This is a genomic window from Chromobacterium rhizoryzae (assembly GCF_020544465.1).
Lineage (GTDB): Bacteria > Pseudomonadota > Gammaproteobacteria > Burkholderiales > Chromobacteriaceae > Chromobacterium.
Genome location: NZ_CP066126.1, coordinates 4,470,740 through 4,485,203, shown reverse-complemented (window position 1 = coordinate 4,485,203; position 14,464 = coordinate 4,470,740). Strand labels below are relative to the sequence as shown.

The 14,464-nt window shown below is 66.2% G+C and carries 13 protein-coding genes; 8 read left to right on the top strand and 5 right to left on the bottom strand.

Features of this window, described 5'->3' with window-relative positions; genetic code table 11:
- Positions 1-148: 148 nt before the first annotated feature.
- Together JC616_RS20355 and JC616_RS20350 are read left to right on the top strand one after the other, a co-directional pair.
- Positions 149-682: an acid-shock protein gene (locus tag JC616_RS20355; RefSeq protein ID WP_107800672.1), complete on the top strand. Its 534-nt coding sequence runs from the start codon at positions 149-151 to the stop codon at positions 680-682.
- Between the two features lie 216 nt (positions 683-898).
- Positions 899-2,026, top strand: coding sequence for a pyridoxal-phosphate-dependent aminotransferase family protein (locus JC616_RS20350; protein ID WP_227105079.1), 1,128 nt, complete (start codon positions 899-901; stop codon positions 2,024-2,026).
- 109 nt (positions 2,027-2,135) lie between these two features.
- On the opposite strand, the gene JC616_RS20345 is transcribed toward JC616_RS20350, so the two are convergent.
- Positions 2,136-2,918, bottom strand: a complete 783-nt coding sequence (locus tag JC616_RS20345) for a ferredoxin--NADP reductase (protein ID WP_019104206.1) — start codon at positions 2,916-2,918, stop codon at positions 2,136-2,138.
- A gap of 44 nt (positions 2,919-2,962) precedes the next feature.
- Here JC616_RS20345 and JC616_RS20340 point away from each other — a divergent pair, with 44 nt between their 5' ends.
- Complete coding sequence (locus tag JC616_RS20340; RefSeq protein WP_158274344.1) at positions 2,963-3,136, top strand: hypothetical protein; 174 nt, start codon at positions 2,963-2,965, stop codon at positions 3,134-3,136.
- A 508-nt stretch (positions 3,137-3,644) separates the two neighbouring features.
- Here JC616_RS20340 and JC616_RS20335 read toward each other — a convergent pair.
- Together JC616_RS20335 and JC616_RS20330 are read right to left on the bottom strand one after the other, a co-directional pair.
- Positions 3,645-4,685 carry a glycosyltransferase family 4 protein gene (locus tag JC616_RS20335; protein ID WP_107800670.1) on the bottom strand — a complete coding sequence of 347 codons (1,041 nt, stop codon included), beginning with the start codon at positions 4,683-4,685 and terminating at the stop codon, positions 3,645-3,647.
- Positions 4,673-5,503 carry a UDP-2,3-diacylglucosamine diphosphatase gene (locus JC616_RS20330; RefSeq protein WP_107800669.1) on the bottom strand — a complete coding sequence of 277 codons (831 nt, stop codon included), beginning with the start codon at positions 5,501-5,503 and terminating at the stop codon, positions 4,673-4,675. Before JC616_RS20330 ends, JC616_RS20335 begins: the two co-directional genes overlap by 13 nt.
- A gap of 219 nt (positions 5,504-5,722) precedes the next feature.
- On the opposite strand from JC616_RS20330, the gene JC616_RS20325 reads away from it, so the two are divergent.
- Positions 5,723-6,385 (top strand): response regulator, encoded by a 663-nt coding sequence (locus JC616_RS20325; RefSeq protein ID WP_107800668.1) that lies wholly within the window; start codon positions 5,723-5,725, stop codon positions 6,383-6,385.
- Positions 6,382-7,734: an ATP-binding protein gene (locus JC616_RS20320; RefSeq protein WP_227105077.1), complete on the top strand. Its 1,353-nt coding sequence runs from the start codon at positions 6,382-6,384 to the stop codon at positions 7,732-7,734. Before JC616_RS20325 ends, JC616_RS20320 begins: the two co-directional genes overlap by 4 nt.
- A 261-nt stretch (positions 7,735-7,995) precedes the next feature.
- Here the strand turns inward: JC616_RS20320 and JC616_RS20315 are convergent, their stop codons facing one another.
- Together JC616_RS20315 and JC616_RS20310 are read right to left on the bottom strand one after the other, a co-directional pair.
- Positions 7,996-8,424 (bottom strand): hypothetical protein, encoded by a 429-nt coding sequence (locus JC616_RS20315; RefSeq protein ID WP_227105075.1) that lies wholly within the window; start codon positions 8,422-8,424, stop codon positions 7,996-7,998.
- Between the two features lie 196 nt (positions 8,425-8,620).
- A complete protein-coding gene (locus tag JC616_RS20310) occupies positions 8,621-10,597 on the bottom strand; it encodes a TonB-dependent copper receptor (protein ID WP_227105072.1) in 1,977 nt (658 codons plus the stop codon).
- 120 nt (positions 10,598-10,717) lie between these two features.
- On the opposite strand from JC616_RS20310, the gene JC616_RS20305 reads away from it, so the two are divergent.
- The 3 genes from JC616_RS20305 (at position 10,718) to JC616_RS20295 (ending at position 14,352) form a co-directional block, all read left to right on the top strand.
- A complete protein-coding gene (locus JC616_RS20305; protein ID WP_227105070.1) occupies positions 10,718-11,995 on the top strand; it encodes an ATP-binding protein in 1,278 nt (425 codons plus the stop codon).
- A complete protein-coding gene (locus JC616_RS20300; RefSeq protein ID WP_107800663.1) occupies positions 11,995-12,519 on the top strand; it encodes a response regulator transcription factor in 525 nt (174 codons plus the stop codon). Before JC616_RS20305 ends, JC616_RS20300 begins: the two co-directional genes overlap by 1 nt.
- A 204-nt stretch (positions 12,520-12,723) precedes the next feature.
- Positions 12,724-14,352: a 3-(methylthio)propionyl-CoA ligase gene (locus JC616_RS20295; protein WP_264372987.1), complete on the top strand. Its 1,629-nt coding sequence runs from the start codon at positions 12,724-12,726 to the stop codon at positions 14,350-14,352.
- Positions 14,353-14,464: the final 112 nt, after the last annotated feature.

The window sequence follows — 14,464 nt, the reverse complement described above, 5'->3', positions numbered from 1 at the left end:
GTACTTGACGTTACACGGGCTTACAAGCGACTAACAGACCCGGGACGGGGGCAGGGCTAGGATACGTCTCAAGGAAGCGCCGAATCCGGCGCGATGTGATCGGTGAACGGGAGCCCAAGGCTCCCAAGCCTGAAACTGGAGATGCATCATGAACAAACTGACTCTGCTTGCCCTGACCGCCGCTTTCGGCCTGAGCTCCGCCGCTGGTTTCGCCGCCGAAACCGCCAAACCGGCCGCTTCCGCTCCGGCAGCCAAAATGGCTCCGGCCGCCAAGAAAGCTGAAAAGCACCCGGCCAAGATCCACCACGCCAAGAAAGGCGAAAAGGTAGCCGCTTCCGCTCCGGCGCAAAAAGCCCAGGCCGCCAAGGCCGAAGCGTCCGCTCCGGCCAAGGCCAAGCACGCCGCCAAGAAGCCGCACGCCAAGCATGCGAAGAAGGCCGCTTCCGCCGCCGCCCAGAAAGCCCAGGCCGCCAAGGCTGAAGCTTCCGCTCCGGCCAAGAAGCACGCCGCTAAAAAGCCGCACGCCAAGCACGCTAAAAAAGCCGCTTCCGCTCCGGCGCAGAAAGCCCAGGCCGCCAAGGCCGAGGCCTCCGCTCCGGCCAAGAAAGTAGAGAAAAAGGCCGCTCAACACAAGAAGCACGCCGGCAAGGCCAAGAAGGCCGCTGCATCGGCTGCCAAATAAACCGGACCTCGCGTCTGGCTCGCTAAAAAAAACAGGCCCCTCAGGGAGGCCAAGACTCAAAGGAGGCCGCGGCCTCCTTTTTCTTTTTGAACGGGACCGCCGGCAGGACAGGCGCGCCCGGCGGCCTTATGCTGTTACACTCAAACGCTTCGATGCCGGCCGCATGCCCGGCTTGAAACCGCTTTCGTCCATTGATTTCGCGCTTAAGGAGCTTCCATGCTAGCCGCCCCGCAAGTTTCCGCCTTCCTGCCGCCGCGCCGCATTCTGATGGGGCCGGGCCCGTCCGACGTTTATCCGGAAGTGCTGGCCGCCCAGGCCCGCCCCACCGTCGGCCATCTGGACCCGCTGTTCGTCGGGATGATGGACGAGGTGAAAAGCCTGCTGCAATACGCGTTCCAGACCGCAAACCCGATGACGGTGGCGCTGTCGGCGCCGGGTTCGGCCGGCATGGAGGCCTGCTTCGTCAACCTGGTGGAGCCGGGCGAGAAGGTCATCGTCTGCCGCAACGGCGTGTTCGGCGAGCGCATGCGCCAGAACGTGGTGCGGCTGGGCGCGGTGCCGGTGCTGGTGGACAGCCCCTGGGGCCAGCCGGTGGATCCGGACGCGGTGGAGAGCGCCTTGAAAGCCAATCCGGACGCGCGCTTCCTGGCCTTCGTTCACGCCGAGACCTCCACCGGCGCGCTGTCCGACGCCAAGACGCTGTGCGCGCTGGCCAAACGCCACGGCTGCCTGAGCATCGTCGACGCGGTGACCTCGCTGGGCGGGGTGGAGCTGCGCGTGGACGAATGGGGCGTGGACGCGGTGTATTCCGGCAGCCAGAAGTGTCTGTCCTGCGTGCCCGGCTTGTCGCCCTTGTCTTTTTCACCGGCGGCGGTGGACAAGCTGCAGGCGCGGCAAAGCCCGGTGCCCAGCTGGTTCCTGGACCAGACCCTGGTGATGGCCTACTGGGGCGGCGGCAAGCGCAGCTACCATCACACCGCGCCGGTGAACGCCTTGTACGCGCTGCACGAATCGCTGCGCCAGCTGGCCGGCGAGGGCCTGGAAGCGGCTTGGCGGCGTCACCGCGACATGCATCTGATCCTGCGCGACGGCCTGGAGAAGCTGGGGCTGAGGTTCGTGGTGGACGCCGCGGCGCGCTTGCCGCAGCTGAACGCGGTTTATATTCCCGAGGGCATAGACGACGCGGCCACGCGCAATCGTCTGTTGCAGGAGTACAACCTGGAGATAGGCGGCGGCCTGGGCGATCTGGCCGGCAAGGCCTGGCGCATCGGCCTGATGGGCTACGGCGCGCGCCGCGAGAACGTGGCGCTGTGCCTGAAGGCGCTGGAGAGCGTGTTGAAGTAAGCGCGGCCTGTGTCCGGCGGGCGCGCGTCAGCGCGCGCCGCGCCGCCGGGAGATGAAAAACGCCATCCGCGAAGGATGGCGTTTTTGCTGCCGCGGGAGGCGGATCGGCTTATTTTTCGACGAAGGCGCGTTCGATCGCGTAGTCGGCCGGTTCGCCCATGCGCGGGGATTCCTTGAAGCCCATGCCGTTCAGGATCTCGCACAGATCGTGCAGCATGGACGGGCTGCCGCAGATCAGCGCGCGGTCGTGTTCCGGGTTCATTTGCGGCAGGCCGATGTCGGCGCACAGCTTGCCGCTGGTGATCAGGTCGGTCAGCCGGCCCTGATTGCGGAAGGGTTCGCGGGTCACGGTCGGGTAGTAGATCAGTTTCTCGCGCACCATCTCGCCGAAGAATTCGTTTTCCGGCAGTTCTTTGGTGATGTAGTCGTGGTAGCCCAGCTCGCTGACCCAGCGCACGCCGTGGGTCAGGATCACTTTGTCGTAGCGCTCGTACACGTCCGGGTCTTTGATGATGGACATGAAGGGGGCGAGGCCGGTGCCGGTGGACAGCAGGTAGAGGTTTTTGCCGGGCAGCAGATTGTCCTGCACCAGGGTGCCGGTGGGCTTCTTGCTGATCATCACGGTGTCGCCCACCTTCAGGTGCTGCAGGCGGGAGGTCAGCGGACCGTCCTGCACCTTGATGCTGTAGAACTCCATGTGTTCTTCGTAGTTGGAGCTGACGATGGAGTAGGCGCGCATCAGCGGCTTGCCGTTGACTTCCAGACCTATCATCACGAACTGGCCGTTGATGAAGCGCAGGCCGGCGTCGCGGGTGCAGGTGAAGCTGAACAGGGTGTCGTTCCAGTGATGGACGGACAGGACCTTTTCGGAGGTCAGGTTGGGAGAGGACATAAGGTTTGCTGCTCGCTAATTTATGAAGTAGAAGCTCGAAAAGTATGGGGCCGATTTTAACCGGTTTGTCGCTTCGCCGCTTGTTCTTACTGGGCAAGGCCGGCGATATCGACGTTAAATTCAATTGGAACAGCATGTTAACCGACATTGCCGTCGCCGCCGAACGATTGTTTTCTGATGTGTTTATCGCTGCGCGTTATTTGTCCGCGACGCAATGAAAGAGGGCGTCACCGTGGCGGGACGCCCTCTCGGACAACTTACAGAGAAAGACTATGCGCTTTACCCTTGCAGAACCGCACGACCACCGCTTTACCGCAAGGCCGTTACCAAAGAGCGGGCTGTACAAGACAGCGCTACGACGATGCCGTGTCGTGGCGGCGCCGCCATCATGGCAGCTTGCCGCGCACCGTGTCCTTGATGGACATCACAGAAAGACCAACCGCTTCTTTCTTAATGGGCAAATCGACAAACGGTAATCACAAGTTTATTGACTCTGGATTTGGCGGACCGGCCTGGCCGGTGTTGCATGCGCTCCGTCTTGGAGGCTGGCTTGGCGTTGCGGACTGTGCCGATTTGGCTGGCCGTGTTTATTGGCCAATGCTCAACGCGTGGAAAACTGGATGGCCGCCGGCATACTGCCATGAAAGCATTCGGAACCCTCCCTGTCGTGTTGACCATTCCACTATAGACGCTGCCGTTCCCAATGCAAGCCGGCGGGCGGCGGTCTCAACTGGCCTTAGGGTCGGCCAGCGGCGCATCCAGCGCCAGCCGAGCGGGCCGCAGATGTTGTTCGAACTGGCGGCTGGCGGCCTGCCAGGAGTAGCGTTCGGCGACGGCGCGCACATGGCCGCGGTCCAGTTCCAGCGCCTTCAGGCAGGCGGCGCGCAGGTCGGCGTCCAGCACGCCGGCGCCGCTGTCGCCCACCACGTCCAGCGGCCCGGCCACCGGGTAGGCGGCCACCGGCGTGCCGCAGGCCATCGCCTCCAGCAGCACCAGGCCGAAGGTGTCGGTCAGGCTGGGAAACACGAAGACGTCGGCGGCGCGGTAGAAGCGCGCCAGCTCGTGCTGGGGAAAGATGCCGGCGAAGTGGACGTCCTGATAGTGCTGCTTCAGCCGCGCCAGCTGCGGGCCGTCGCCCACCACCCATTTGCTGCCCGGCAACTCCAGCTTGAGAAAGGCCTCGATGTTCTTTTCCACCGCCACCCGGCCGATGTAGACGAAGCGCGGCGGCGCGGTGCCGTCCAGCCGCTCGCGCGGGCCGGGGCTGAACAGCGCGGTGTCCACGCCGCGGCTCCACAGCTTGACGTTGTGAAAGCCGCGGGCGCTCAAATCGTCGGCGATGGACTGGGTGGGCACCATCACGCAATGGGCGGCGTTGTGGAAGCGGCGCATCCAGGCGTAGCTGAGCGCCAGCGGCAGCCGGCAGCGGGCGTGCACGTATTCCGGAAAGCGGGTGTGGTAGGCGGTGGAGAAAGCCAGGCCGTGGCGCAGGCAATAGCGGCGCGCGGCCAGGCCCAGCGGCCCTTCGGTGGCGATGTGGATGGCGTCCGGCGCGAAGGCGGCGATGCGGTCGGCCACTTTGCGGTAGGGAAACAGCGACAGGCGGATGTCGGGGTAGGTGGGGCAGGGCAGGGTGCGGAAGGCCTGCGGGGTGATCATTTCCACCTGGTGTCCGAAGCCGGCCAGTTCGCGCGCGGTTTCGGTCAGCGAACGGACCACGCCGTTGACCTGGGGCAGCCAGGCGTCGGTGACAATCAGGATGCGCATGTCGTCTCCTTGTGGTCGGCTTGCGCCGTTTGGGCTTGCAAGGCGGCGGCCGGCTGTCCCATTTGGGTCCAGTACAGCACTTCCAGCCGGCCGTCGGCGTGTTCCACCAGCGCGGACAGGCTTTCCACCCAGTCGCCGCTGTTGCCGTAGAGAATGCCGTCGATGTCGCGCACCTCGGCCTTGTGGATGTGGCCGCAGATCACGCCGTCGTAGCCGCGCCGGCGCGCTTCGCCGGCGAGAATGGTTTCGAAATTGCTGATGAAGTTGACCGCGTTTTTGACCTTGTGTTTCAGGTACTGCGACAGCGACCAGTACGGCAGGCCCAGTTTCAGCCGCGCCCAGTTGAAGCCGCGGTTCAGTTCCAGGATCAGGGTGTAGAGGGTGTCGCCGACATAGGCCAGCCATTTGGCGTACTGGATCACGCCGTCGAATTCGTCGCCGTGCAGGATCAGCAGCCGCTTGCCGTCGGCGGTGCGGTGCTCGGCCTCCTGACGGATGGCGATGCCGCCGAAGTCCAGCCCGGCGTACTGGCGCGCCGCCTCGTCGTGGTTGCCGGGCACGTAGATCACCTTGGTGCCCTTGCGCGCCTTGCGCAGCACTTTTTGCACCACGTCGTTGTGGCTCTGCTTCCAGTACCAGGATTTTTTCAGCTGCCAGCCGTCGACGATGTCGCCGACCAGGTACAGGTATTCGGATTCGTGGCAGCGCAGGAAGTCCAACAGGTGGTCGGCGCGGCAGCCGGAGGTGCCGAGGTGGACGTCGGAAATCCAGATCGCGCGCAGTTGTCGGGCGCTGTCGGGGGCGGGGTCTGGCTGCATGGCGGCTCCGTCGGCCTGTGGACTGCTGGCGATGCTGACAGCGGCAGGTGACAGTCGCGTGAGATTTCGGTGACGACGCGATGAAATTTCTTGAGCGGGGCCTTTAAGATTGTCTTAAGCGCGCTCTGTTGCAATCGGGCTTTGCGGCGGCGCTTGTGACGGCGGCGAGAGCGCGCTAGGCTGCCGAGACCTTGAACGCCCGGCGACGGGGAGACGGATATGCGGGTTTTGGTGGTGGAGGACGACGCTCAGATCGGCGACGGGTTGAAAATCGGCCTGGAGCAGCTGGGCTTTGTCGCGGACTGGTTTCGCGACGGCAAGCAGGGGCTGGCGGCGCTGAGCGCCGCGCCCTACGACGCGGTGGTGCTGGACCTGGGGCTGCCGGGCATGGACGGCATGGACATCCTGTCCGCCTGGCGGCGCGGCGGCCAGGATGTGCCGGTGCTGGTGTTGACCGCGCGCGACGCGCTGGCGGACCGCGTCGGCGGCCTGGACGCCGGCGCCGACGATTATCTGGTCAAACCGTTCGCGCTGAGCGAGGTGGCGGCGCGGCTGCGCGCGCTGCATAGGCGTCGACACGGCCAGAGCCACCCGGAATGGCGGCATGGCCGCCTCTGTCTGGATCCGGTGGCGCGCGCGGCCACGCTGGACGGCGCGCCGCTGGAGCTGACCGCGCGCGAACTGGCGCTGCTTGAGTTGCTGCTCAGCCACAAGGGGCGGGTGCTGCCGCGCGAGCTGATCGAGGACAAGCTCTACGGCTGGGGCCAGGAGCTGGAAAGCAATGCGGTGGAAGTGCATGTGCACCATTTGCGCAAGAAGCTGGGCAGCGCCTTCATCCGCACCCTGCGCGGCGTGGGCTACACCCTGGGAGATCCGGCATGAGGGGGCCGCGCAGCCTGCAGGCGCGGCTATTGCTGCTGCTGTTGCTGATCGTGCCGGCCATCTGGCTGGTGGCTTCCGCCACCGCGGCCTGGCTGGCGCACGAGGAGGTGGACGAGCTGTTCGACACTCAGATGGGGCAGTTCGCCCGCCAGCTGTTGCTGGTGGAGGTCAGCGAGAATTCGCTGATCGAGCTGCCCAAGCTCAAGCACCTGCTCAAGCACGCCGACAAGGGGCAGCTGGAAAACGACGATTTCGGCCTGGCGGTCTGGGACCGTCGCGGCAATCTCTTGCTTAGCGACGGCCGCGGCCGTCGCTTCGACTTCGAGCCGGAGCGGCGCGGCTTCTACGATTACCGCGGCAAGGACAGCGATCACAACTGGCGGCTGATCTATCTGGCCGCGCCGGACGGTTCGCGGCTGGTGGCGGTGGGACAGAAACAGGGCTTGCGCCACGAGATGGTGTTGAAGGTGGTGTCCGCCCAACTGCTGCCGTGGCTGGTGGGCCTGCCGGTGATGCTGCTGCTGATCCTGCTGGCGGTGCGCCGCGAGCTGGGGCCGCTCAAGCGCCTGGCCGCCGGCATCGCCCAGCGCGCGCCGGACGACAGCGAGCCGGTGTCGCGGGAGGTGCCGCGGGAGGTGCTGCCGCTGGTGGACGCGCTGAACGCCTTGTTCGCCCGCATCGCGGCCACGCTGGAACACGAGCGCCGCTTCACCGCCGACGCCGCGCACGAGCTGCGCACGCCGCTGGCGGCGCTGAAGGTGCAGGCCGAGGTGCTGGAGCTGCTGCCGGACGAGGGCCGCCGCCGGCACGCCATGCGGCAATTGATGTTGGGCATAGACCGCGCCACGCGCTTGGTGGAGCAGTTGCTGGCCCTGTCGCGCCTGGACCCCTTGAACGCGCCGCGCCAGGGCGAGCCCATCGCCTGGGCGGCCTTGACCGAGCGGGTGTTGGCGGAGATGGCGGCCGAGGCGGCGCTCAAGGGGGTGAGGCTGGAAACCGAATGGCGCTGCGTGCCGGAACGGGTCTTGCCCTTGAACGGAGACGAAACCCTGGTGGGCCTGATGCTGCGCAATCTGCTGGAAAACGCCGTCCGCTACGGCGCCGAGGGCGGCGAGGCGCGGCTGGTGCTGGCCGAGGACTCGGTCAGCGTGCTGGACCGCGGTCCGGGCGTGGCGGCGGAATGGCTGGAACGGATACGCGAGCGCTTCTTCCGGCCGCCGGGCCAGGACGTGGTCGGCAGCGGGCTGGGCTTGTCCATCGTCGAGCGGGTGGCGGAGCTGCACGGCCTGCGGCTGATTCTGGCCAAGCGAGACGGCGGCGGGCTGGAGGCCGGCTTGCGGCGGCGCTGAGAAGCGGTGCAAAGTCCGCTGCGCTTCGTGAGACGTGGCGCGGCGAGCGCAGCATTCGAAACGCTCATGCGGCATTCGTGCGTTCCGCTTTCTCAGCCGTTTTCGTCTTGCAGGCGAGGCTTGGAGCAGGCTCTGGGACTGCGGCAATTCGCCGCATGGGAGCAGAGGGGGAATCCGGCTATGCTGGCGACGCTGGCCCTGACGCAGCCAGCGTTCTACATTTGGTTGCGGCCCGCCGGTTTCGGCGGGCTTTCTTTTTGTCTAGCTCGGGCGTTTAGGCGCGCCGAAGCGCATCAGCCAGAACAGCGCGTTGCAGACGCCGCCGGCCATCGCGCCCAGATAGAGGTTCATCAGGTCGTTGTACAGCAGCGGCTCGGCCAGCCGGGCGTAGACGAAGGTGACCACGCTGCCGCTGAAGGCGCCGGGCAGGAAGGCGACCAGGGCCAGCAGCCAGCGCGGCCAGCCTTGCTGCCAGCAGGCGATGGGCCGGGCCAGCAGCATGCGCAGCAGGCAGAGCAGCAGGCCGAAGCCCAGCGCCGGAATCGCGCCCATCAAATAAGCCATCATCGGCACCACGCCGCTGGCCAGCAAGGCCACCAGCGGACCCAGCAGGATGAACAGGGTCAGGCCGCAGGCGAGTATTTTCAGATAGGGCGTTTTCATCCGGCGGTGAGGTTTGGGCGGTGGCAAAAGGCCTCCAGCCTAGCAGACTGGAGGCATGGCGGCGAGAGGCCGCGCGCTCAGAGCCTGTTTACGATCTGCTGCGCGTCGTGAGACGTAGCGCGGCGAGCACAACGTCGAAATGCTCATATACCGTGTGTACACCCCGCTTTCTCAGCGGTTTTCGCCTTGTCCCGCCTTCGCTCGCAAGATCGTAAACACGTTCTCAGAACTGAAGTTGCACGCGGCCCCACACTGTGCGGCCCGGCTCGTTGACCTGCAGGGTGCGGTCGTAGCCGGCCACCATCGCGCCGCCTTTGCTGACGCTTTCGGCGTAGGCCTTGTTGAACAGGTTGTCGACGCCGAACAAGAGCTTGGCGTGCTTGTTCAGCTTCATGCCGCCATCCAGCGACACCACGCCGAAGCCCGGGGTCGCGCCGATGTCGGTGCCGACGATATTGCCCTGGCCGGGGGCCACGCGGTCCTGGCGCTGCACGCCGCGCACGGTCAGGCCGGCCGCGTATTTGCCGTTGTCCCATTTCAGCGCCGCCTTGGCGTCCAGCGGCGGAGTCTGGCCCAGCGGACGGTTTTCATCGAGATTGGCGGCCCAGACCCAGGCCAGGCTGCCGGACAGCGTCCATTCCGGCGCGAAACGCCAGCTGAGGTCGCCTTCGAAGCCGTAGCGGCGCGCGTCGATATTGCGGGCCTTGTTGCCGACGGCGCCGGCGCTGCCTTCCACCAGGATGAAGTTCTGCACGCGGCTGGCGTAGGCGGACAAGGAGCCTTGCAGCTTATCGCCGCGGTAGAGCAGGCCGGCGTCCAGCTGGCGGTTGGTTTCGCTGTTCAGGCTGTCGTTCTTGTTGCGCTCCCAGAAGTCCGGCGCGCGTTCCGCCTGGCCAAAGCCGAGGTAGCGGGTCCAGTTGCCGGCGCTGTGTTCATAGCGCAGGAAGCCGGCGTTGAGCTGGTATTGGGTTTCCCGGCGCGGCTGGGCCGGCTGGCCCATGGCCGCGGCCTTGGGTTCGAACACCGCCTGGGTCTGGTCGCGGCGCAGGCCGGCGATCAGCTTGCCGCCGTCGCCCAGCGGGCGGCTGGCTTCGGCGTAGACGCCGCGGTTGTCGAAGCTCTGATTGGGCGTGCGCGGCTGATCCACGTATTGGCCGACGTTGGGGCCTTTGCCCATGCGGCTGCGGTGGCGGTCGCGCAGCCAGTCGAAGCCGGCGCTGACTTCCCAATCGCCGAAGGCCATGTCGGCGGCCAGGCGGCCGGTGTCGGCGCTGCGGTCGGGATTCATCGCCGCGCGGTCCGCCGGCGCGGTCTGCGGGCGCAGCGAGTAGTTGTCCATCACGTGGTCCACTTCGCTATGGCCCAGTTGCAGGCGCACGGCGTCCAGCCAGCCACTGAGATTGCGGCGCTCGGCCTTGAAGCTCCAGGCGTCGCGGTCGAACTTGCTGCCGTCCATGCCGCGGTCGGCGTAGGCGGCTTGGCCGCGGCTGCGGTCCAGCGCCAGTTCCAGCGTGGTGTCCTGGTCCGGTGTCAGGCCGGCGATCAGGGTCTGGCTGTCGCGGTCGAAGCTGGAGTGGACCTTATTGCCCTTGCCGTCCTTGTAATCGCCGCCATGGTTGCGGCTGGCGATGGCGCGCACATAGCCCAGGCTGGAACCGAAGGCGGCGTCGGCGTAGGCGTCGTTGCGGTCGGCGTTGCCGCCGGTCAGGCTGCCGTTGAAGCGCACGCCGGCCTCGTCGAAGCGCTTGGTCTTGCGTTCGAAGTTGACGCCGCCGCTGATCAGGCCGGGTCCGAGCTTGACGCTTTGCGGGCCCTTGACCACGTTCACCTCGTCATAGGCGTCCGGATAGAGATAGGCGGTGGGCGGGTCCATGCGGCCGCCGCAGCCGCCGAACACGAAGTTGCCGTCGGCGAGAATGGCCAGGCGGGAGCCGCCCAGGCCGCGCAGCAGCGGGTCGCCGGAGGCGCCGCCTTTGCGGATCACGTTGAAGCCGGGCAGGCCCTTGAGCAGGCCGGCGCCGTCGGCGGAGGGCAGCGGCTGGCGCGGCGCGCGCGGGTCCACCGACATTTTCAGCGGCTGTTCCGCCTTGGTGGCGGTGACCAGCACTTCCTCGCCGCGGAATTCCGGCAGTTCCTGAGCAAAGGCGTGGCCGACGGCGAGCGCCAGGGGAATCGGCAGCAAATACGGTTTTTTAGTCATTTTTTAGAAACTAACGTTAACAAATTTAGAGGTGACAATTCTAAGTTGCGAGGTGCGGCGGCCCAATGCGGCAAAGTGTCGCAGCGCCCCTGTTCGGCGCATGGTGATAAAGTGTCGGCCATGATTGCCGGATTCCCCGTTTCCTCCCCCCGCCTGGGCCTGACCGCTGACATCGCGCGCTCGGCGCGGCTGATAGGCTGGCTGCGCTGGCTGATGCTGCTGCTGGGCTCCACCGTGGCCTTGGTCTGCTGGTGGCAGCACGTTTACCTGCCCTGGCCTTTGCTGTCCCAGGCGCTGCTGACGCTGGCCGCGGTCAACGTCTGCCTGCCGTGGTGGTTGCGCCGCGGCGGCGACCCCTTGCTGGCCTTGCGTTTGGGCTTGTCCGCCGATGTGCTGGTGCTGACCGAGTTGCTGGCCTTCACCGGCGGCGCGGCCAATCCGCTGGCTTCGCTGTTTTTGCCGCCGGTGCTGTTCGCCGCGCTGTTGTCGCCGGGCCTGTTCGCCTGGGCGCTGGCGCTGGCCAGCGTCGCCGCCTACGGCCTGCTGTTCGAGTGGCATCTGAGCTGGCCGGTGGACCACGGCAACGCGCTGCACATTTTCTCCATGCATCTGACCGGGATGTGGTTGAGCTTCGCGCTGTCGGCGCTGTTGATCGCCGGCTTCGTGTCCTGGCTGGCGCGGCAGCTGGCCCTGCGCGAGGCGGCGCTGGCGACGGCGCGGGAAACTCAGCTGCGCGACGAGCAATTGCTGGCGGTGGGCATGCAGGCGGCCGGCGCCGCCCACTCGTTGTCCACGCCCTTGAACACCATGACGCTGCTGGTGGACGAGTTGCTGGCCACGCGGCAGCGGGACGCAGAGCTGATGGAAGACTTGCTGCTGATGAAGGCGCAGCTGGCCAACTGCGGCAGCGCGCTGGCGCGCTTGAAGCTGGGTTCGGAGTCCGCGCCGGGGGAGACCGCGCTGTTCGCGGCCTTGGCCGAGCGCCTGGCCGGCTGGCGCTCGCTGCGGCCGGACGTGAGGCTGGACTGGCAGACGCCGCGCGGGCCGGACCCGCTGGCGACGCTGGACCCGGCGTTCTGGCCGGCGTTTTTCAATCTGATCAACAACGCGGCCGAAGCCGGCGGCGGCGAACTGACGGTGGCGGCGCGGCTGGAGCAGGGGGCCTTGCTGCTGGACATCGTCAATCATCAGGGCTGTTTGACCGAGCAGCAGCTGGAGCGCGCCGGCCTGACCCCGCTGCCGTCCGACAAGCCGGTGGGCATGGGCCTGGGCGTGATGCTGAGCCATGCGACGCTGGCGCGGCTGGGCGGTTCGCTGCGTTTGCTGAACCGGCCGGAGGGCGGCGTGCACGCGCAGGTGCGCCTGCCCTTGCTGGCGGACGATAAGGAAGGAGCCTGATGCTGGATTTTCTCTTGGTGGACGATGACGAGGCCTTCGTCGCCATTCTGGCGCGCTCCCTGAGCCGGCGCGGTTTTGAAGTGGCGGCGGCCCAAACCGCCGCGCAGGCCTTGGAATTGGCCGGCGACGCGCCGGCGCGCATCGTGCTGGATTTGAACCTGGACGGCGACAGCGGGCTGCGTCTGCTGCCGGCCTTGCTCGCCGCCTGCCCGCGCAGCGCCATTTTGATTCTGACCGGCTACGCCAGCATCGCCACCGCAGTGGAGGCCACCAAGCTGGGCGCGGTGCAGTATCTGGCCAAGCCGGCGACGGTGGACGAAATCCTGGCCGCTTTCGAACAGCAGCAGGCCAATCCCGAGCTGCCGCTGACGCCGCAGCCGATGTCGCTGCGGCGGGTGACCTGGGAGCATCTGCAACGGGTGCTCAGCGAAAACGACGGCAACATCTCCGCCACCGCCCGCGCCTTGAACATGCACAGGCGCACTTTGCAGCGAATGCTGGCGAAGAAGCCGGTGAAGAGTTGAAGCCAGGCCTGTTGCATTGCTACAGCACGGCGGCCCGGCGCCAATGGGCTGGATGCGGATTGTAGCGGTCTTTGTTCTTCAATTACCGGGTCATGACGGGGGTATAAATCCGGCTTGGCCGCGCCATCAGAAAAATTGATTGGAGCGTCCACTCTAGCCGCCGTATGGTGAATGTCCATAACCATGCCAATGGAGGGGACTACCATGCTTCGCGGACAGATGATGGACCGGCCTTTGCTGATTTCCGACTTGCTGCGCCACGCCGAAACCTACCATGGCGACACGCCCATCGTGTCGCGCACCGTGGAGGGGCCCATCCATCGCTACACCTACCGCGAGGCGGCGCGGCGCGCGCGCCAACTGGCCAATGCGCTGGCGGCGCTGGGCGTGCGCCAGGGCGACTGCGTCGGCACCCTGGCCTGGAACGGCTACCGCCATTACGAGACCTACTTCGCCGTGTCCGGCTACGGCGCGGTGTGCCACACGGTGAACCCGCGGCTGTTCGCCGAACAGATCGCCTGGATCGTCCAGCACGCGGAAGACCGGGTGCTGATGTTCGACCTGAGCTTCCTGCCGCTGGTGGAGCAGATCGCGCCGCAACTGGACACGGTGGAAGCCTTCGTGCTGATGACGGACAAGGCGCATATGCCGGCGCAGACGCCGCTGTCCAATCTCTTGTGCTACGAAGACCTGGTCAACAGCCACAGCGACCAGTACCAGTGGCCGTTGCTGGACGAAAACGCCGCGTCCAGCCTGTGCTACACCTCCGGCACCACCGGCAACCCCAAGGGCGTGCTGTTCTCGCATCGCTCCACCGTGCTGCACGCCTACGGCAGCGCCTTGCCGGACAGTTTCGACATCTCGGCCCGCGCCTGCGTGATGCCGGTGGTGCCCATGTTCCACGTCAACGCCTGGGGTCTGCCCTACAGTTGCACCATGAACGGCAGTAAGCTGGTGCTGCCCGGACCCAAGCTGGACGGCGTCAATCTGTACGAGCTGATCGAGAGCGAGCAGGTGACCGTCACCGCCGGGGTGCCGACGGTGTGGATGATGCTGTTGCAGCATTGCCAGAAGAACCATCTGAAGCTGCATTCCCTGAAGCGGGTGATCGCCGGCGGATCGGCGGTACCGGAAAGCATGATCGAACAACTGGCCGAGCACGGCGTGGAAATGCGCCAGCTCTGGGGCATGACCGAGCTGTCGCCCTGCGGTACCACCGGCACGCCCAAGCTCAAGCACGAGGGCCTGGAGCCGTCCCGGCTGCACGCGCTGCTGTCCAAGCAGGGGCGGCCGATCTACGGCGTCGAACTCCGCATCGTGGACGACGCCGGCAAGCCGCTGCCGCACGACGGCGTGGCCTTCGGCAACTTGCAGGTGCGCGGCCTGTGGGTGTTGTCGCAATACTTCCGCCGCGAACTGGATGCCAGCCACAGCGCCGACGGCTGGTTCAACACCGGCGACGTGGTGACCATAGACGCCGACGGCTTCATGCGCATCACCGACCGCACCAAGGACGTGATCAAGTCCGGCGGCGAGTGGATCAGCTCCATCGAGCTGGAAAACATCCTGGTGGGCCACCCGGCGGTGGCGGAGGCGGCGGCCATCGGCATTCCGCATCCCAAGTGGGACGAGCGGCCGCTGATGGTGGTGGTGCTCAAGCCCGGCGTCAGCGCCACGGCGGAAGAGCTGCTGGGCTTTTACGAAGGCAAGATCGCCAAATGGTGGACGCCGGACGATGTGGCCTTCGTCGAGGAGCTGCCGCACACCGCCACCGGCAAATTGCAGAAGGTGCGGCTGCGCGAGCAGTTCCGCGATTTTCGCTGGCGTTCCTGACGTCGGTCGCGGAATGGACTGGACTGAATAGAGTAATTACGCTACAGTGGCGGCTGCACTGAAAACCGTATGGTTTTGAGGTGTTAGCCCCTCGAAATGTCGGCCGGTCCGC